Annotated in this window: 15 protein-coding genes and 2 rRNA genes (1 of these 17 cut by a window edge); 13 read left to right on the top strand and 4 right to left on the bottom strand. The window is 53.9% G+C overall.

Annotated elements, in window-relative coordinates:
- From HH1059_RS07535 to HH1059_RS07525, 3 genes are all read left to right on the top strand, one after another.
- Positions 1 to 1,272: ribosomal RNA gene (locus tag HH1059_RS07535) — 23S ribosomal RNA — on the top strand (it extends 1,618 nt beyond the left edge of the window).
- 117 nt (positions 1,273 to 1,389) lie between these two features.
- Positions 1,390 to 1,506: ribosomal RNA gene (rrf, locus tag HH1059_RS07530) — 5S ribosomal RNA — on the top strand.
- A 68-nt stretch (positions 1,507 to 1,574) separates the two neighbouring features.
- A complete protein-coding gene (locus tag HH1059_RS07525) occupies positions 1,575 to 2,546 on the top strand; it encodes an SLAC1 anion channel family protein (RefSeq protein WP_096409609.1) in 972 nt (323 codons plus the stop codon).
- Between the two features lie 249 nt (positions 2,547 to 2,795).
- On the opposite strand, the gene HH1059_RS07520 is transcribed toward HH1059_RS07525, so the two are convergent.
- On the bottom strand, positions 2,796 to 3,323 hold the full coding sequence (locus HH1059_RS07520) for a hypothetical protein (RefSeq protein WP_096409608.1): 528 nt from the start codon (positions 3,321 to 3,323) through the stop codon (positions 2,796 to 2,798).
- Between the two features lie 94 nt (positions 3,324 to 3,417).
- On the opposite strand from HH1059_RS07520, the gene HH1059_RS07515 reads away from it, so the two are divergent.
- The 5 genes from HH1059_RS07515 (at position 3,418) to HH1059_RS07495 (ending at position 8,278) form a co-directional block, all read left to right on the top strand.
- Positions 3,418 to 3,882: an ATP-dependent zinc protease family protein gene (locus HH1059_RS07515; protein ID WP_096409607.1), complete on the top strand. Its 465-nt coding sequence runs from the start codon at positions 3,418 to 3,420 to the stop codon at positions 3,880 to 3,882.
- A 186-nt stretch (positions 3,883 to 4,068) separates the two neighbouring features.
- Positions 4,069 to 4,977, top strand: coding sequence for a 30S ribosomal protein S6--L-glutamate ligase (gene rimK, locus HH1059_RS07510; protein ID WP_096409606.1), 909 nt, complete (start codon positions 4,069 to 4,071; stop codon positions 4,975 to 4,977).
- Between the two features lie 65 nt (positions 4,978 to 5,042).
- The gene (locus tag HH1059_RS07505; RefSeq protein WP_096409605.1) at positions 5,043 to 6,068 is read left to right on the top strand and encodes a succinylglutamate desuccinylase/aspartoacylase family protein; all 1,026 of its coding nucleotides are present in this window, start codon (positions 5,043 to 5,045) and stop codon (positions 6,066 to 6,068) included.
- Between the two features lie 15 nt (positions 6,069 to 6,083).
- Positions 6,084 to 7,118 (top strand): type IV pilus twitching motility protein PilT, encoded by a 1,035-nt coding sequence (locus HH1059_RS07500; protein WP_096409604.1) that lies wholly within the window; start codon positions 6,084 to 6,086, stop codon positions 7,116 to 7,118.
- An 11-nt stretch (positions 7,119 to 7,129) separates the two neighbouring features.
- Positions 7,130 to 8,278, top strand: coding sequence for a PilT/PilU family type 4a pilus ATPase (locus HH1059_RS07495; protein WP_096409603.1), 1,149 nt, complete (start codon positions 7,130 to 7,132; stop codon positions 8,276 to 8,278).
- Positions 8,279 to 8,515: 237 nt separating this feature from the next.
- Here the strand turns inward: HH1059_RS07495 and HH1059_RS07490 are convergent, their stop codons facing one another.
- The 3 genes from HH1059_RS07490 to HH1059_RS07475 all read right to left on the bottom strand — a co-directional run bounded on the left by HH1059_RS07490 (position 8,516) and on the right by HH1059_RS07475 (position 13,575).
- Positions 8,516 to 8,932 carry a hypothetical protein gene (locus HH1059_RS07490; RefSeq protein WP_096409602.1) on the bottom strand — a complete coding sequence of 139 codons (417 nt, stop codon included), beginning with the start codon at positions 8,930 to 8,932 and terminating at the stop codon, positions 8,516 to 8,518.
- Positions 8,933 to 9,509: 577 nt separating this feature from the next.
- A complete protein-coding gene (locus tag HH1059_RS07480) occupies positions 9,510 to 11,849 on the bottom strand; it encodes an ATP-binding protein (RefSeq protein WP_096409600.1) in 2,340 nt (779 codons plus the stop codon).
- A 37-nt stretch (positions 11,850 to 11,886) separates the two neighbouring features.
- Complete coding sequence (locus tag HH1059_RS07475) at positions 11,887 to 13,575, bottom strand: diguanylate cyclase (protein WP_096409599.1); 1,689 nt, start codon at positions 13,573 to 13,575, stop codon at positions 11,887 to 11,889.
- Positions 13,576 to 13,759: 184 nt separating this feature from the next.
- On the opposite strand from HH1059_RS07475, the gene HH1059_RS07470 reads away from it, so the two are divergent.
- The 5 genes from HH1059_RS07470 to secD all read left to right on the top strand — a co-directional run bounded on the left by HH1059_RS07470 (position 13,760) and on the right by secD (position 18,265).
- Positions 13,760 to 14,365 carry a carbonic anhydrase gene (locus HH1059_RS07470; RefSeq protein ID WP_096409598.1) on the top strand — a complete coding sequence of 202 codons (606 nt, stop codon included), beginning with the start codon at positions 13,760 to 13,762 and terminating at the stop codon, positions 14,363 to 14,365.
- A 54-nt stretch (positions 14,366 to 14,419) separates the two neighbouring features.
- Positions 14,420 to 15,529: a tRNA guanosine(34) transglycosylase Tgt gene (gene tgt, locus HH1059_RS07465; protein WP_096410370.1), complete on the top strand. Its 1,110-nt coding sequence runs from the start codon at positions 14,420 to 14,422 to the stop codon at positions 15,527 to 15,529.
- A 78-nt stretch (positions 15,530 to 15,607) separates the two neighbouring features.
- On the top strand, positions 15,608 to 15,985 hold the full coding sequence (yajC, locus tag HH1059_RS07460) for a preprotein translocase subunit YajC (protein ID WP_096409597.1): 378 nt from the start codon (positions 15,608 to 15,610) through the stop codon (positions 15,983 to 15,985).
- Between the two features lie 54 nt (positions 15,986 to 16,039).
- Positions 16,040 to 16,384 (top strand): preprotein translocase subunit YajC, encoded by a 345-nt coding sequence (gene yajC / locus HH1059_RS07455; RefSeq protein WP_096409596.1) that lies wholly within the window; start codon positions 16,040 to 16,042, stop codon positions 16,382 to 16,384.
- A 3-nt stretch (positions 16,385 to 16,387) separates the two neighbouring features.
- A complete protein-coding gene (secD, locus tag HH1059_RS07450; RefSeq protein ID WP_096409595.1) occupies positions 16,388 to 18,265 on the top strand; it encodes a protein translocase subunit SecD in 1,878 nt (625 codons plus the stop codon).
- The last annotated feature ends 2 nt before the right edge of the window (positions 18,266 to 18,267 follow it).

Below are 18,267 nucleotides of genomic sequence, written 5' to 3'. Positions count from 1 at the left end.
ATCCTAAGGCGCCTGAGAGAACCCGGGTGAAGGAACTCGGCAAAATGGCACCGTAACTTCGGGAGAAGGTGCGCCTCCATTATGTGTAGCCCCTTGCGGGCGAAGCAGAAGGGGGCCGCAGTGACCAGGGGGCTGCGACTGTTTACTAAAAACACAGCACTCTGCTAACTCGTAAGAGGATGTATAGGGTGTGACGCCTGCCCGGTGCCGGAAGGTTAAGTGATGGGGTTAGCCCTTTGGGCGAAGCTCTTGATCGAAGCCCCGGTAAACGGCGGCCGTAACTATAACGGTCCTAAGGTAGCGAAATTCCTTGTCGGGTAAGTTCCGACCTGCACGAATGGCGTAACGATGGCCCCACTGTCTCCATCCGGGACTCAGTGAAATTGAAATCGCAGTGAAGATGCTGTGTACCCGCGGCAAGACGGAAAGACCCCGTGAACCTTTACTACAGCTTCGCACTGGACTTCGAGCATGCTTGTGCAGGATAGGTGGGAGGCTTTGAAGGCGAAGCGCTAGCTTTGCCGGAGCCATCCTTGAGATACCACCCTTGCATGCTTGGGGTTCTAACCTTGGCCCGTTATCCGGGTCGGGGACCGTGCGTGGTGGGTAGTTTGACTGGGGCGGTCTCCTCCCAAAGAGTAACGGAGGAGCGCGAAGGTACCCTCAGCGCGGTCGGAAATCGCGCATTGCGTGTAAAGGCATAAGGGTGCTTGACTGCGAGACCTACAAGTCGAGCAGGGGCGAAAGCCGGCCTTAGTGATCCGGTGGTCCTGTATGGAAGGGCCATCGCTCAACGGATAAAAGGTACTCCGGGGATAACAGGCTGATTCCTCCCAAGAGTCCACATCGACGGAGGAGTTTGGCACCTCGATGTCGGCTCATCACATCCTGGGGCTGTAGCAGGTCCCAAGGGTATGGCTGTTCGCCATTTAAAGTGGTACGCGAGCTGGGTTTAGAACGTCGTGAGACAGTTCGGTCCCTATCTGCCGTGGGCGTCGGAGACTTGAGAGGATCTACTCCTAGTACGAGAGGACCGGAGTGGACGTACCTCTGGTGTTCCGGTTGTCACGCCAGTGGCACAGCCGGGTAGCTACGTACGGACAGGATAACCGCTGAAAGCATCTAAGCGGGAAGCCTCCCTCAAGATAAGGTCTCCCTGGACCCTCGAGGTCCCTGAAGGGCCGTCCAAGACTAGGACGTTGATAGGCTGGATGTGGAAGTGCAGTAATGCATGAAGCTAACCAGTACTAATTGCCCGTGAGGCTTGGCCATATAACACCCAAGCACGTTCTAAATAACGCAATACAGCGCAGTGCACCTATTTGCATGGCGGCAACTTCCCGAATAGACGCCAAGGAGGGAAAAATAATCCCTCCGGCCAAAGTTTTGCCTGGCGAGTACAGCGAGTGGGAACCACCCGACACCATGCCGAACTCGGAAGTGAAACCACTCAGCGCCGATGATAGTGCAGCTAAACCGCTGTGCGAAAGTAGGTCATCGCCAGGCTCCCTAATAAACCCCCTGTGGATATACCCCATAGGGGGTTTTTTTTAATGTGAATCACTGGGGGGCGTATGAAAAACGATGATAAGGCTGAATCGGCTGGAATAAGCATAGCCAATCTACCGTTGCCTCTTTTTGCTGGCACTATGGGCCTGGCCGGATTAGCTCTGGTTTGGCATCAAGTTGAGGGTTTTTGGGGTAGAGGAGAGGCCTTCGCTGAAGTTATCGGCGTCCTGGCGGCGATTGTATTCGTTGCTATGTTACTGGCTTATGCTTCTAAATTGGCCTTGTATCGGCAGGAATCACTTGCTGAAATAACTCACCCGGTACGCTTAAACTTCCTACCAGCGGTATCCATATCTCTAATACTGCTCGGTATGCTCGCTGGACCTGGGCAATTGTCACTCCTGCTGTGGGGCGGCGGGGCTGCTTTGCACCTGGCATTTATGTTGGGCATTGTTACGAGCTGGTTGTTACGTCAACTAGATCTTAATATGCTCAATCCGGCCTGGTTTATTCCAGCGGTTGGCAATGTGCTGGTGCCTATTCCAGCAGCCAACGCGGGGTATACAGAGGTTGCGTGGTTCTTCTTTGCTGTTGGTATTTTCTTCTGGTTGATATTAATGACCCTCTGTTACCACCGCTTGATTTTCGGCGCAAACCTGCCTGAGTTCCTGCAGCCAACCTTGGCGGTCTTGCTTGCGCCCCCCGCAGTGGGCTACTTGGCGTGGGTATCCCTCACCGGCGAAGCCGAGACCGATATCATTGGCCGTATGCTTTATTATAAGGCATTGTTTACCTTCTTCTTGCTTTTGGTACAGGTGCCAAGGTTAGTAAAGATACCTTTTTATCCTTCTTGGTGGGCGTATACATTTCCTCTTGCGGCCTTCAGCCTGGCTAGCTTCCATTATGTCGAAAACCTGGCACCTAATGCTGAGCCATTACTGATGGCATTAGTGGGCTTGACGACCTTGGTTATCTTATGGGTCTTTGTCTTTACCGTGGTGGCTCTATTAAATGGCAGACTACTTAAGCCGGAATAGCCATTGGTCACTAAGGGCGCGGAGACTTTTGGCAAAACTCCGGGGAGATAATAAAATCCACCCCCGGTGAGTCACACAACACTTTTAATCTTGGCTACCTTTACACTCCCCGCTGAGCAATATAGCTGCCCTGATATGGAGGTTATAGCGCCAGGGATGGCGCCATGAAGCCTCCAGGGATGGATTTACGGCGTCCTCCATATCAGGGCAGCTATATTGCTCAGCGGGGAGTGTTAAAGGTTTAGCAACTTATGGCGCTAGGAGTCGTTCTGCCAACTCTGCATCACGGAACCACATTACTGCTGGGGCTCGGTTGTCACTGTCATCGTGGTGGGCCATTAATATACCTCCGCTTTTATCATCTCTACGCCATACTAACCACTTGTCTTCGTCGAGTATCTTTTTGAAATTGCTTTTGCCGAAGTGCTCTTCTAGATAAGCTATGCTGCTGTCGTGATCTTCCGGGTCGGTTACGATGTTAACCGCGGATAGGGTGTCGTCTTCAGAGAAGAACAGGGCTAGGTACTTAGCCTTCAGGCCATCGACCTGAGTTACCGGAGCAAAACAGGCCTGTTCACCATAGCCGAGACGATTGTCGTCAGAACAGTTAAATTCTATGCCCGCGAGGCGTTCTTGGAGCTCGGCGCGGGAGAGTTCAGCGTTAATATTGTGCAGATCCAGCTCAGCATGGGCGGGTGGTCGTAAGGTATCTCGGAGTAGATGCATTGATCCAAAGACGATGACCAATCCCATAATAACAAATATAAATCTACGCATTTTTTGTATGCTGCCAAGTGATGTAAGCCGTTGACTTAAGAGAATATACATACACTACAAGGGTGTGACAAAAAGAGCAAGGTAGGAGTAGACCGTGCAAGATCATAGGATCTGGGTTGGCTGGCGAGAATGGGTTGCCTTGCCAGAGCTGGGTATAGAACGGTTAAAAGCCAAAATTGATACCGGGGCACGAACATCTGCTCTACATACCTTTGCCATAGAGGCCTTTGAACGCCACGACGAGCAGTGGGTCAGGTTTGGTGTCCATCTTAAACAGCGCTCGGTCAAAGAGCAGTTATGGTGTGAGTCTAAGGTTGTTGACCGTCGCTTAGTTAGTGACTCAGGCGGTAAAAGGGAAAAACGTTGGGTTATAGAGACTAACCTCGAGCTAAACGGAGCGGCCTGGCCAATTGAGGTAACCCTAACCGCCCGCGATACTATGCGCTTTCGTATGTTGCTGGGCCGCTCGGCTATGGCAGGCAGAGTATTGATAGACCCACAGGCTTCTTATCTTGCCAAAGGCTTAGCTGGGGAAAATTCGCCCCCCGAGGACTGCTAAAGGGAGCCCTAAGGACCGCTGTTGTGAGCAAAGCCGTATCCACGCTATTGAGATCCCGGTGCCGAAGACGGCGCCATGGTGCTTGCATGGAAATATTCACAACCCCTCCTTCACAGCGGTGGTGGAGCGGTTGAAAAGATTTTGTATTCTCCCTAATGCTCTGGTCATCGCTGCTACGGAGGAGGAATGAAGGTAGTTATACTGTCGCGTAACCCGCGACTTTATTCGACTCGTAGACTCATTGAGGCGATAGAGGCACGCGGACATGAGGCTCGGGTTATTGATCCGCTGCGCTGTTACATGAATATAGCTACCAGCAATCCGGAGATTCACTATAAAGGTGAAAAGCTCGAGAATTTTGACGCGGTTATCCCCCGTATTGGTGCTTCGATCACCTTTTATGGCACAGCTGTATTGCGCCAGTTCGAGATGCTGGGTACTTACCCACTAAATGAGTCTCAAGGGATTAGCCGTTCCCGCGATAAACTGCGTGCCTTACAGTTGCTCTCGCGCGAGGGCGTAGGGATGCCCGCCACCGGATTTGCCCACTCACCGGACGATACTGATGATTTAATCAAGCTAGTTGGCGGTTCTCCGGTAGTTATCAAGCTATTGGAGGGGACTCAGGGAATCGGAGTGGTTTTGGCCGAAACACGCAAGGCTGCGGCGAGTGTAATTCAAGCATTGCGCGGCCTTAAGGCGCATTTTTTGGTGCAGGACTTTGTGGAAGAGGCAGGAGGAGCTGATATACGCTGCTTGATCATTGGCGGCAAGGTGGTAGCGGCCATGAAAAGACAGGGTGGCGAGGGTGAGTTCCGCTCTAATCTGCACCGCGGTGGTAGTGCCGAACTTGTGAAGATTTCTCCACGGGAGAGGGCAACTGCGGTTAAAGCTGCTAAAGTGCTCGGTCTCAATGTTTGTGGGGTTGATATCCTGCGCTCGAATAGCGGTCCGGTAGTAATGGAGGTAAACTCATCACCAGGCCTTCAAGGCATAGAGCGGGCAACTGGCAAGGACGTAGCGGGGCTGATCATTGATTTTATCGAACGTAACCATAAACCTGGCCGCACTCGTACTCGGGGTAAACGCGGTTAAACAATCGGTTCGCCCCTGCGAGGCCGGCGTGGCCAGGCTCGGCCAGCGTGTCTAGGTAGTGGCTAATGGCACAGCGCCGCAGCAGGCCATTCCATATAAATGGGGTAAGTGTTCCTCCTGGGACTCGCGAGACGGTGCAGTTAGACGTTGCCCAGCTCTATACCCACACCCCGGTCAATATGCCCGTGCACGTTGTTCACGGTCGCCGTGATGGGCCGGTGTTATGCCTGAGTGCGGCGATTCACGGTGACGAGATCAATGGCATTGAGATCATCAGGAGGGTTTTGGCTTTGCCTCAGCTGCGCCGCATTCGGGGGACGCTGCTGGCTGTGCCTATTGTGAATGTTTACGGGGTTTTGGCCCAAACTCGCTATCTACCCGACCGGCGTGACCTGAACCGCAGTTTTCCGGGCAGCCCTAGCGGTTCTTTAGCTGCCCGCTTGGCTAACCTTTTTGTCAGTCAAGTCTTAGCGCGTGCATCGCACGCTATAGACCTACATACCGGCACAGCGCATCGCTCAAACTTGCCGCAAATCCGCGCCAACCTAGATGATCCCACCACACTCGATTTGGCCCGCTCTTTCGCTGCGCCGGTAATCATCAATTCTGACCTGCGTGATGGCTCGTTGCGCCATGTCGCCGATGAGCGCGGGATACCAGTCCTACTATATGAGGCAGGAGAGGCGCTGCGCTTCGACGAGGAGTCCATCCGCTTGGGTGTGCGCGGCGTGGTAGGTGTGATGCGCCGCCTTGGCATGTTGCCTAGGGTTAGGGTCAAGTATCCACCTCGCCAGCCAGTTCAGGTCGAGATGACTCGGTGGGTTAGAGCGGAAAGTAGCGGCATCCTCAGGACTACAGTTCGTTTGGGCCAACACGTTATCAAGGGTGACCGGATTGGTCTTATCTCAGATCCGTTTGGCGATACAGAGACGCAGGTCAACGCCGGATTTAGTGGTATTGTGATTGGTCGGGTAAACCTGCCGCTAGTTCATGAGGGAGACGCCTTGTTCCATGTTGCCCGGGTAAGGGAGCCGGAGAAGGCGTCAGAATTGGTTGAAGAGTTGACCGGGGGAAATGACTCCGGCAACTAGTTAGGGAGATATCTTATGGATGTAACAGAACTATTGGATTTCGCCGTAAAAAACAACGCATCAGATCTGCACCTTTCAGCCGGGATGCCACCTCTGATCCGCGTTGATGGTGACGTGCGCCGCATTGATGTTCCGGAAATGGACCATAAGTCGGTCCAGGCCTTAGTTTACGACATAATGAATGACCGCCAGCGGCGCGAATTTGAAGAGAACCTGGAGATCGACTTTTCATTTGCTGTGCCTCAGCTATCCCGGTTTAGGGTCAACGTCTTCAATCAGGATCGGGGTATCGGAGCTGTATTCAGAGCGATACCTTCGCAGGTCGTCACCCTTGAAGATATTCAGGCGCCGGAGATCTTTAGGACCCTATGCGATCGACCGCGTGGGCTTATCTTGGTCACTGGACCGACAGGCTCGGGTAAATCAACAACCCTTGCGGCGATGGTGGACCATAAAAATCGTAATGAGTATGGCCACATCTTGACCGTTGAAGATCCTATAGAATTTGTCCATCAGCCTAAACGCTGTATAGTCAATCAGCGCGAGGTTCATCGCGATACCCACAGCTTCAACAGCGCTCTGCGCTCGGCACTGCGCGAAGACCCTGATGTGATACTGGTTGGTGAGTTACGCGATTTGGAGACAATTCGGCTCGCTTTGACCGCAGCAGAGACTGGTCACCTGGTATTTGGTACGTTGCACACCAGCTCGGCCCCGAAGACGGTGGATCGCATAATCGATGTCTTCCCTGCGGCGGAGAAGACCATGGTTCGTTCAATGCTCTCCGAATCCTTGGAAGCGGTTATTTCGCAGACCTTGATCAAGAAGGTCGGAGGAGGGCGGGTTGCAGCGCACGAGATCATGCTTGGCACCTCTGCGATTCGTAACCTGATACGTGAGGATAAGGTTGCGCAGATGTACTCCTCTATTCAAACCGGCCAGTCTATGGGCATGCAGACCCTTGATCAGTCATTACAGAAACTGGTTCAAACCGGCCAAATAACTCGCGAAGACGCGAAGTCAAAGGCGTTGAGCAAAGATATATTTTGAGGTGTGACCGCATGCAGTTAGATTTCTTGTTGGATCAGCTAACTCAGCGCAAGGGCTCCGATCTGTTCATTACCGCAGGTTCAGCGCCCTTGATCAAAGTGGGTGGTGCTTTGCAGGCCCTTGCCGATGCTCCTCTTGGAATTGATGAGGTGGCCAGACTGGTGCATGAGAGCATGAATCAGGAGCAGGTAGCTGAGTTTGAGCAGCAACAGGAAGCCAATTTCGCCATTGTGAATGAAACAGGCGGGCGATTCCGGGTTAGCGCTTTTTATCAGCGCGGCAACCCTGGCATGGTGATCAGGCGTATTGAAACCACTATACCTGACCTTGACGAACTGCAGTTACCCCCGATTATCCATGACTTAGCCATGACCAAGCGCGGTCTGATCATGTTTGTCGGGGGGACGGGGACCGGCAAATCGACATCGCTGGCGGCTATGCTCGGCAAGCGCAACTCCACCGCCCCTGGACACATACTGACGATAGAGGATCCGGTAGAGTTTGTTCATCCTCATCGACAATGCATTGTGACTCAACGCGAAGTCGGGGTGGATACCCAATCCTTTGATGCAGCCCTTAAAAATGCCCTGCGTCAGGCCCCTGACGTGATATTGATTGGTGAAGTACGTTCGCGGGAGATCATGGATTACGCCGTCTCATTTGCCGAGACAGGGCATTTGGTCTTGGCAACACTCCACGCTAACAATGCCAACCAGGCCCTGGATCGGATCATAAACTTCTTTCCTAGCGAGCGCCGTGAGCAGCTACTGATGGATCTATCCCTAAACCTCAAGGCGGTTGTTGCCCAACAGCTTATACCGAGCTCTTCTGGTCACGGCAGAGTGGCAGCGCTCGAAGTGCTTTTGGCTACCCCTCTGGTTAAAGAGAAGATTCGCAGTGGTGATATACATGAACTCAAGGAGATTATGAGCTCATCGGAGGAGCAAGGGATGCAGACTTTTGATCGCCACCTGTTCCGGCTGTATCGCGATGGGTTCATCTCATATGAAAACGCGCTCGCCCATGCCGATTCGGCTAACGAGGTTAGGCTGATGGCCAAACTCGAAGGGCTAGAGACCGGTGGCGTTGGGCCTGAGGGCAGTGAAAGCGATGATGATAGACCGCGCGGAGGGTCGGGCCTCAGTTTGGCGGATTACTAGCGGCACAATCAACCCATGGGGCATCTTTGAAAACTCCCTCTGAGCCTTGTGTTGCCCCGGTGTGGAGGTCATGGCGCCAAGGCTGGTGCCATGAAGCCTCCCGGGATGGTTTCACGGAGCTTGTTCACACCGGGGCAGCTTCAGGTCCAGGGGGATTTTTCTAGGTGCCCCGTGGGCGCAATTTGTTCCGCTAAGACCTGCCCCAGCAGGGGGGTTAGCGCGGGACTTAGCAGCTACTTACGAGCCCGCTTGTTCTTCGTCCCAGTTGTCCCGGATGCGCTTGAGCCTTTTGATTTGCAGCCTCTGGATGTTAGCGCCTATAGCCAAGATGCCGCCGACGAAGAGAGCGGGTATGCCAACGGCCATGGCTATATGTTCAGACCCCAGAGTGAATATGCCCCCAATTAGCACCAGCAGTGCGACCGGGACGCCTACTAGGCCGAGCAGAGCGAAGGCTTGCCCTTTCTGGATCTCCATATCCAGAGATTCATAGTCTGTCCATGTCTCTTGACGCATGCCCAGGATGCTGAGTGGGCTTTGAGCATTGTTTTCTACCTTCGACTGACTGCCTGGCTCGGCGTCGGTTGGGTGTTCGTGGCTCTGCTCATTCTGATTTGAGCTGTTTTGCGACGCTTTTTTGCTTCTAAAGACCATGACTCCACCCTTTATGAAGGATTGCCGGGTTGTGGCTGGATTTGATCACCCATCCTAAAGGCTTTCATATATCGAGAACACTGCCCACTGCCACGGCAAAGCCATAATTATGCAGATAGTAGTTACGATAAACGCATGCTTAAGCTGTTTTTTGCCTATGTAGAGATACCCTGCCAGTAACAAGCCGAGTGGGGGTAGCAGTATGCTAAAAACGTACGCAGCTATGATTGCTCCTAAGCCAGAATTGCTTTTTTCCATGTTGCCACCTTGTTCTTTTAGCGCTGATCGAATCATATCATGATCTTAGCTAATTGAGCGAGGGTGCGGCCACTCGACTTTGGTGGCATGTATATGAGAGGTAAGCTCCCAAAAGCCGGCAATTGGATGCCAATTGTTTCTGGGAGTCTCTAAAGCACTCTCCGGAGCCACTCTGCTGCCCGGTGTAGAGGACGCCGTAAATCCATCCCTGGAGGCTTCATGGCGCCATCCTTGGCGCCAAGACCTCAACACCGGGCAGTAGAGTGGCTCCGGAGAGTGCTTTAGAGACTCCCAAGAAAGCGACTACGCGCTGCAGAGCTTATAACTGGATTGCTTGGACACCAGCCAATCTCTTCAGGACATTACCCAGGGCATTGAAGCTGATCGGTTTAGTTATGTATTGATCCGCCCCCGCATCAAGCGCGGAATTTTTGACCTCTTCAATAGCGTGCGCAGAGATGACTATGATAGGGATAGGCTCTTTACTGTGTTCAGACTCGTACGACCTTATAGCGGCTATCGCCTCTTCCCCACTCATAAGTGGCATTTGGGCATCCATCAATATGCCGTCGTAATCGCCACTTGAGCCCTTCTCATAGGCTTGTTGGCCATCATTTACCAAGTCAGCCTGCACCCCATACTGCTCGAGCAAGCGCAATAAGAGCAGGGCATTGGTCGGTTCATCTTCGGCAACAAGTAAATTTAGTTTCCCGCCGTCGGTCCTGCGCAGTTCTTCCGTCGAGCTTTCTGGCGGCTTGACTTGCCTAGATTGGGCAGTGGCCGGGTTATCAGCAGAGTCGGCCTGCGATGATCTTCGATTATCTTCGCCGGCTGCCCTGGGTAGAGGGATGATGACTGTAAATATAGCCCCGCCAGCCGGGTTATCGTCGACATCAATTGACCCTCCCATCAGTCTGACCAATTCCAGGCATATCTTGAGCCCCAAACCAGTGCCTTCGCGCTGTTCGGTGCCCATATGGCCCTGTGAGAACCAGTCGAATATTCTCTGGCGCTCCTCCTCGGGGATGCCAGGCCCGTTGTCGCTGACCTGAATGTGGATCCAGTCTGGGGAGGCCTGCGCGAGTTTGATGGTCACTTCCCCGGTATCGGTAAATTTGACCGCATTGCCAAGCAGGTTACTGATAATTTGGCCGACTCGAGCGGCATCTCCTTCTACGTAACGCGGTATCTCCGGCGCTATATGCTGCTTGACCGCTACCCCCTTATTTTCAGCTCGTGGTTTAACAAGCTCTACCTGAGAGGTGACGAAATCGACTATGTCGAAGTCCTCACGACGCAGCTTGAGCTTACCGTGTTCCAAGCGCGATAGGTCGAGCAGCATGTCGATGAGCAGGAGCAGTTTATCGCTCGCGCGCCGAGTCAATGCGACAAACTCGCGCTGTTTGTTATCGAGCTCGCTACGGCAGAGCAAGTCTGAGTAGCCTATGATGGCATTTAAAGGGGTACGCAGGTCATGGCTTACCGCAGCAAGGAAGTTACTCTTGACCCGGTTGGCTTCACGGCTTGCTGATAGGTTCTGCATTATGGTCGAGAAGATTTCAACATCACCCCTAGAGTCGGTATGGGCTACTATAGTTTGGGAGACTGGGATCGTGCCTCCCTGGCCATCAAATATCTCTGTCTCTCCCTGCCATTGGCCATGCTGAGCAGCAGCGGGCAGGGCCTCTTGGTAGAGCTTGGAGGCGGCCCAGTCCGGGTGGGCATCTCTCAACCATAGGTCATCAGCAGCGGTGTCGAAGCCGGTTAGTTTTGATAAAGCAGGGTTCTGATAGAGGATCATCCCCTTTGGATTGCTCATGCCGATGTAGTCAGGGCTTGCCTCGATTAGCCGCATCAGCTGCTCGCGCTCACGTTCGGCGTGCTTGCGGGTTAGGTACTGGCCAATAATGATCGCGGTACGCTCTAAGAGGACGCTCTCTTCGTTAAGAAATGGCTGATTGGCATCAGGGGGCGGTAAGACATACCATACGGTGATCTGGCCGACATTTTCACCGCTTGCCCTAATCGGGGCCTCAAGGCGCGTCTCGTGAGGTTCTCGTCGGCTGGTTGCAAACCGCTTGCCGCGGTAATTTATGATTGCCTCACAGCGGCTTGGGTACTGCCAGCCGCTCGGCAGAAGGCCGACTATCGCAGTAAGCGTTTCGTCTATGGATATATCTTTATTGGTGAGTGCAGCCACCTCACCGAGGCAGGCCACCTCCTTGAAGCGTTCGCGCAGGGCGTGAGTTGTCCTGGCCAGGGCTTGTTCGGCCTCCTTGCGGGCGGAGATATCAACTATAGCACCCTCAAGATAGGCGACTTCACCGTTGTCATCGAGCAGCGCCGCGCCGCGCTCATTTACCCAGCGCCAGCCCTCCTGCGGGTGCCAAATGCGATAGTCGATACTCCATTCGCTATCGTCCATTATTGCTCGGATGCGAGAGCCACGACACATGGCCTGGTCGTCAGGGTTGATTAAGTGGGCGTATGACAGTTCACAATTGTTTAGTAAGGATTCGCGCGGATAGCCGGTAGTTGCCTGGACTGCGCCGATGATAAAGAGCATGGTTAGCTCTTCATCGTATCTACAGCGATACAAAAAACCATCCATGCGGCTGGCTATGCGTTCACAGTCCTCGGGGGAAGGGCTGTTTATCATGGCGGGTGTGCGCCTTTTGTTGCGATGAAATTTCGTGTCAGAGCTGCGAATACTTCATTACGGTGTTGCGGCCTCGCTCCTTGGCGGCGTAGAGAGCCTTATCGGCACGGTTTTCCAGCACCTCTAGGTAGGTGCCTGGCTCTGTAGCTGCCACTCCAAAGCTGGTGGTTATGGTGCCTATGCCCTGAATTTCAGAGCCGCATATAGACTCACGAATGCGATCGGCAAGCTGCGCTGCACCAGACTCATCGGTGTGGTTGGCTAGAATAAGAAATTCTTCGCCTCCCCAGCGGCCGAGAAAATCGGTTTCACGTAATTGGCTCGACATGCGGCGGCCTATTTCCCAGAGCACAGCATCTCCTACCGAATGTCCCCAACGATCATTTACTGCTTTAAAGTGATCAACGTCGGCGATCACTAGCGCGAAAGGTGTTCCATGCCGTTCGTAGGCTGCTTGCGCGGCCCGCAGTTGCTGCTGGAGTTTAGCACGATTGAATAAGTCTGTAAGAGGATCATGGGAGGCGCGGTACTCCAACTCTTGTTGGAGTTCTCTTTGCTCGGTTATGTCCTGGATTGTGCCGAGTATTCGGCGAGCGTTAACCGGAGACTGATCTTCAGTCCGAGCGATTGCACGCACCCACTTGGTGACGCCGTCGGTGCGAATTATCCGATGCTCACTCCTGTGATCGTGATCAGCGCGCAGGCGGCGCAGTAGCTCTATTACCTCTCCCCGGTCTTCTGGATGTACGGCCCTGAGGTAGGATTTAAAATCGGGTTTAAAGCTTTCCGGGTTACGACCAAAGATCTCGTATATAACCGGGGACCACCACAGGTCCACCTCGAGCAGGCCTTTATCGGTTGAGGCGATCCAGTGGCCTAGGCGGGCTATTCGCTGTGCCTCCTCCAATCTCTCCTTGCTCTGGGCAAGCTCATGCTCAACTTGCTTGCGCTCGGTAATGTCTTCGTTCACTCCGACAAGTTTTATTGCGTTTCCAGAGTTGTCATATATGTACTGGCCGAAGCCCCTGATGTGGCGTATTTCGCCGCTCCCGGCGTGGATGCGGAAATCGGTCTCGAAGCGCGTGTGGTTGATCCTCGCTTGGCGGAAGGAGCGCTCTAGTGCGGGCAAGTCTTCTGCGAGCACTATCTTGCGCCATTGCTCATAATTGCTTGGCAGATCGGCATATTTTATACCGTAGATGGTGGGTATGCGCTCATCCCAATGGAACGTATCGTTGGTAAGGTCGCGCTCCCAGATCCCGATACCGGCCGCTTCGGTAGCCAGCTGCAGACGTTCCTGGCTCTTGTGCAGGGCCTCTTCGTAGTACTTATACTGCTCGGTAAAGTCGTGTATAGATAAGGCGACACACGGCGTCTCATGAGCATTTCTTGGCAAGGGAGACGCATTTATAGAGAATACCCGCTGGCCCGCGGAGGATTGCTTGAGGGTTAACCTAACATCACGCAACGGGGTGCCGGTGCTGGCAATCCAGCGAAAGGAGCCTATTTCGTCGGGCAACTGCTGCGTGAGTTCAGCGGTGTCATTATCGTCAGCTGTGTCTGCACGGTCTTCAGTAGTGGAGCCATCGGGCAGATAGATGCCCAGCATCCGGTAGGCCATATTGTTGGCGTATACCAGCGCGCCATCTTCATCTAGGACGATGACCGCTGTTACGTCAGTAGCCAGAACTCTCTCGACTATGCTCAGCTGTGCCCGGCTTGGCAAACGTGATACTCCTCGGCTGACTTATAAGCGCATATTCTGAACGGTTTTAGGTTTAACGGCCAGAGGGAGCATCAAAAATTGGCTTTGCTAATTTCACCAAGCCCACATCAGCTAGTAATGCTGATAAGCCAAAAAGTGGTAACATCGTCCTCCTCCCCCCGTTGATGCATGAGGAATATTCTACATGTTAACTCCATCTGCTGCCTTGGCAAGACTTAAAGAAGGCAATCAGCGGTTTGTGCACGGCGAGCTTTGCTTGCATGAGCGTATGACCCATCAGCGGCGCTTGGAGGTAGCTGCCAAGCAACAGCCTTTTGCCGCAATCCTCGGCTGCGCAGACTCAAGGGTGCCGGCCGAAGAGGTGTTCGACCAGGGAGTAGGCGATCTGTTCGTAGTCAGGGTGGCTGGCAATTACGCTGGCAGGGGCCAGATCGGCAGCCTTGAATACGCTGCAGAGGTCTTATCTGTGCCGCTGATTGTAGTCTTGGGGCATTCTTGCTGTGGCGCAATAGGGGCAACGGTTGATTCCTTGCGTAGCCAAAGCAGGGCGCCTTCAGATGCCTTGCAGGAGATCATCGATGAGTTGCAGCCCTCGGTTCGGCCTCTGCTTGGCGACACCTCAACGGCAGATGCCGAGATCATTGAGGAGGCGACAATAGCCAATGTACGCTCCACAGCCGAGCGGTTGAGTGCTAAGTCTGAGCTACTTGAGCGAGCTATTCAACAAGGGCGGTTGCAAGTCATCGGGGCAAAGTACGATTTGGCTACCGGTGTAGTCGAGTGGATTTAGCGAGGCAGGGAGCTATATACCGGTTTGAGTGTTAATGGCGTTGGCCGCAGGGCCATTTTTGAACTCCTCGCGAATGATGGCGCAGCACGACTGGGCAGGGTGAGACTCCCGAGCGGGACGATCGAGACACCTGCGTTCATGCCGGTTGGCACCTACGGGACGGTCAAAGGCTTGACGCCCGAGGAGGTTAGCGGGCTGGGTGCCGAGGTCATTTTAGCCAATACATTCCATCTTTGGCTGCGACCAGGCACCGAGATCATTCGCCAGCATGGCGGCTTGCACAGCTTTATGGGCTGGTCGGGGCCGATATTGACCGACTCGGGAGGTTTTCAGGTCTACAGTCTGGGCAAGTTGCGCCGGGTTAGTGAGGCCGGTGTCGAGTTTCGCTCGCCGGTTGATGGGGCTAAGGTCTTTATGGGCCCTGAAGAGTCGCTGGCTGTGCAGCGGGAGCTCGGTTCAGACATTGTCATGATATTTGATGAATGTCCGGCCTATCCGGCGCAGTGGGATGAGGTGAAGCGTTCCATGGAGCTGTCTTTGCGCTGGGCGCAGCGCAGTCGTGATGCCCATGGTGAGAGCGCAGCAGCACTTTTTGGTATTGTGCAGGGTGGGGTATATCCGCAGTTGCGTAGCGCTTCGTTGGCAGGTTTGCTGGATATAGGCTTTGATGGCTATGCCATCGGCGGCCTCTCAGTCGGTGAGCCAAGCGCTGAGCGCGATGCCGTGCTCGAGCACCTCGAACCACAGTTACCTGCTAAGCAGCCGCGTTACTTGATGGGGGTTGGCAAGCCGGAAGATTTGGTAGAGTGTGTGCGCCGCGGTATAGATATGTTCGACTGTGTGATGCCGACGCGCAATGCGCGCAACGGCTTTCTGTTTACCTCACAAGGGCTATTGCGCTTGCGCAACAGCCGCTATAGGCAGGATACGCGGGCTGTCGATCCGGCATGTGATTGTTATACTTGCAGGCATTTTTCACGGGCGTATCTAAGTCATCTGCAACGCTGCAACGAGATGCTCGGTTCAAGGTTGGCAACATTGCATAATCTGCGCTATTACCAGACTCTAATGGCCGGGCTGCGTGCAGCGATTAGTGAGGGTAGGCTGGCATCCTTCGTTGATGATTTCTATACTGCACGCGAGCAAAAGCCCCCGCGCGTATGACATAATGCACCTCTGAGCTGTTCGGCGGGAGCCCAGAGGTGACTCGATCATGAGGCTATTGAATAAGGGAGTGGGTTGATGTTGCTGGATTTTTTCATTGCACCGGCATATGCGCAACAGGAGCCGGGCACGGGTGACCTGGTCTTTTTCCTGGTCTTCACGGCGCTCCTGATTGCTATTTTCTATTTTCTGCTAATTCGTCCGCAGCGCAAAAGGATGAAGGAACATCAGGAAATGGTTGAGGGCTTACAAGTGGGCGATGAGGTTGTCACCGCGGGGGGCGAGCTTGGTCGCATCACCCGAGTTAGTGATGATTTCGTTCGCTTGGAGGTTGCGCAGGGGGTAGAGTGGAGCATTAAGCGCGAGATGGTTGGTGAGGTGTTACCTCAAGGAACGCTGGATAAGGCGCGCAGCGGCGATGACTCGCGGGAGACAGAGACCGAACAGCAATCATAGGGCGCTGTTTAGGTAAGCTATAAGAGAATTTTGTAATATAACGGAGCTAGCTATATGGATTTCTTGATTTCCAGTGCCTGGGCGCAGAATGAGGCTCAGCAGGGTGATATATGGTTTAGCATCATGCTACTGGTGGGCATGATCGCGCTGTTTTATTTCCTGCTGATACGTCCGCAGAGTAAGCGGGCTAAAGAGCACCGCCAAATGGTCGAGGATTTGACCAAGGGTGATGAGGTGGTTACCAACGGTGGTTTGCTCGGGCGCATTACTCAGGTCGGCGAGAACTTTGCCACAGTAGAGGTAGCTAACGGTCTGCAGGTGCAGATCCAGAAGCATGCGGTGGCCAACGTGATGCCTAAGGGCACGATCAAGGAACTGGAAAACAAGAAGGGCAAGTAGCTCTTGAACCGCTATCCACTCTGGAAATACATATTAGTTCTCACCGTCCTGACGGTAGGGGTAATATTCGCCCTGCCGAACCTCTTTGGTGAAGACCCTTCGGTGGTAATAACTACCGAGGATGGTGAGATCCCTGCCGAGGAGACCCAGTCCGAGGTTCTCTCTTTCCTTGAAGAGGAAGGCTTGAGCCCGGCGGTGCATGAGGTCCTAGAAGAGCGCTGGGTGTTGCGCTACGACTCTACGGATCGGCAGATGCGCGCCTCTGACATGATCTCTGCCAAACTCGGCCGCGACTATTCGGTAGCCATGACCTTGGTTCCGGCCACGCCGCAGTTCTTGCGTGCCATAGGGGCTGAGCCGATGTTCTTGGGGCTGGATCTGCGTGGCGGGGTCCATTTCCTGCTCCAGGTCGATCTCGATGCGATGATCAACGACACCCTTGAGGGTTACGAGAGGGATATCCGCACCCTCATGCGCGAAGAGCGAATCCGCTATTCCAGCATTGAGGTGAGTGATGAGCAGGATCTGCGGCTGATCTTCACCAGCGAGGATTTGCGCGCCCGCGCCGAAGGGTTAATCAGCGAGCAGGTTGAAGGAATAGAGATAGATAAGCAGCCGAGCAATGGCGATTATCTGCTCATCGTCAAGCTTGACGAAGATGATCAGCAGGAGATGATCAACCTCGCTGTGCAGCAGAACGTCACTACGCTGCGCAACCGGGTTGATGAGCTGGGTGTGGCTGAACCGATTGTACAGCGCCAGGGATCTGATCGGATAGTGGTACAGTTGCCTGGGGTGCAAGACCCAGCGCAGGCGAAAGAGATACTTGGTGCTACTGCCACCCTTGAGTTCCGCTTCGTAGATCACAGCGACTTCCCGTTTACTGGCGACCCGGATGACCCTGATGCCGTACCAGCGGGCTCGGAACTCTTCCCCACGCGCAATGTTGAACATGCTGGTGATTATGTCCTGCTCGAGCGTGATTACATTGTTACCGGAGAGCGGATCATCGATGCCTCATCAGGTTATGATCAGCAGACCGGTTCACCCGAGGTAAACATCCGCCTCTCCGGTACTGGCGGCAGGATCATGAACCGGGCTACCCGTGAGCGTGTCGGCGATCATATGGGGGTTCTGTTCATTGAGCGGGTTACCGAGACGGAACTGGTCGATGGTGAGCCGCAGCGGGTTAGCCGCGAGATAGAAGAGGTGATCAGCGTTGCTCGGATCCGCGAAGCCTTGGGTGGGCGATTCCGCATCACCGGGATAGACTCAAGCGAAGAGGCGAGTAATCTGGCATTGCTGCTGCGGGCTGGTGCCTTGGCTGCCCCTATAGATATTGTTGAAGAGCGGACTATCGGCCCGAGCTTGGGTGCCGAGAATGTCGAGCGCGGCTTTATGGCCGTTGTCATCGGGTTCTTCCTGGTCGTCGCCTTCATGGCCGTCTATTACCGGGTGTTTGGATTAGTTGCCAATCTTGCGCTGTTCACCAACCTGATAATCATAGTAGCCGTACTATCTATGTTGCAGGCTACACTGACATTGCCGGGCATTGCTGGTATCGTCCTGACCGTCGGTATGGCTGTAGACGCTAACGTGCTCATATTCCAGCGCATCCGCGAAGAGTTGAAGGCCGGAACGCCAATTCAGACAGCCATTGACCGTGGCTATTCAAAAGCACTTTCAACCATCGCCGATGCCAACGTGACTACGCTCATAGCCGCTGCAATGCTGTTTATATTTGGAACAGGTCCAGTGCAGGGCTTTGCGGTCACCCTCGCTATCGGTTTGGCAACCTCCATGTTTACAGCCATTGTTGGCACGCGCGCTGTGATCAATCTGATCTATGGTGGGCGCAAGGTCACGGAGCTTAAGATCTAACT

The organism is Halorhodospira halochloris (assembly GCF_002356555.2).
In the GTDB taxonomy this organism is placed as follows: domain Bacteria; phylum Pseudomonadota; class Gammaproteobacteria; order Nitrococcales; family Halorhodospiraceae; genus Halorhodospira; species Halorhodospira halochloris.
The sequence above is the reverse complement of the archived record's forward strand: the minus strand, read 5'-3'. Positions and strand labels throughout refer to the sequence as shown.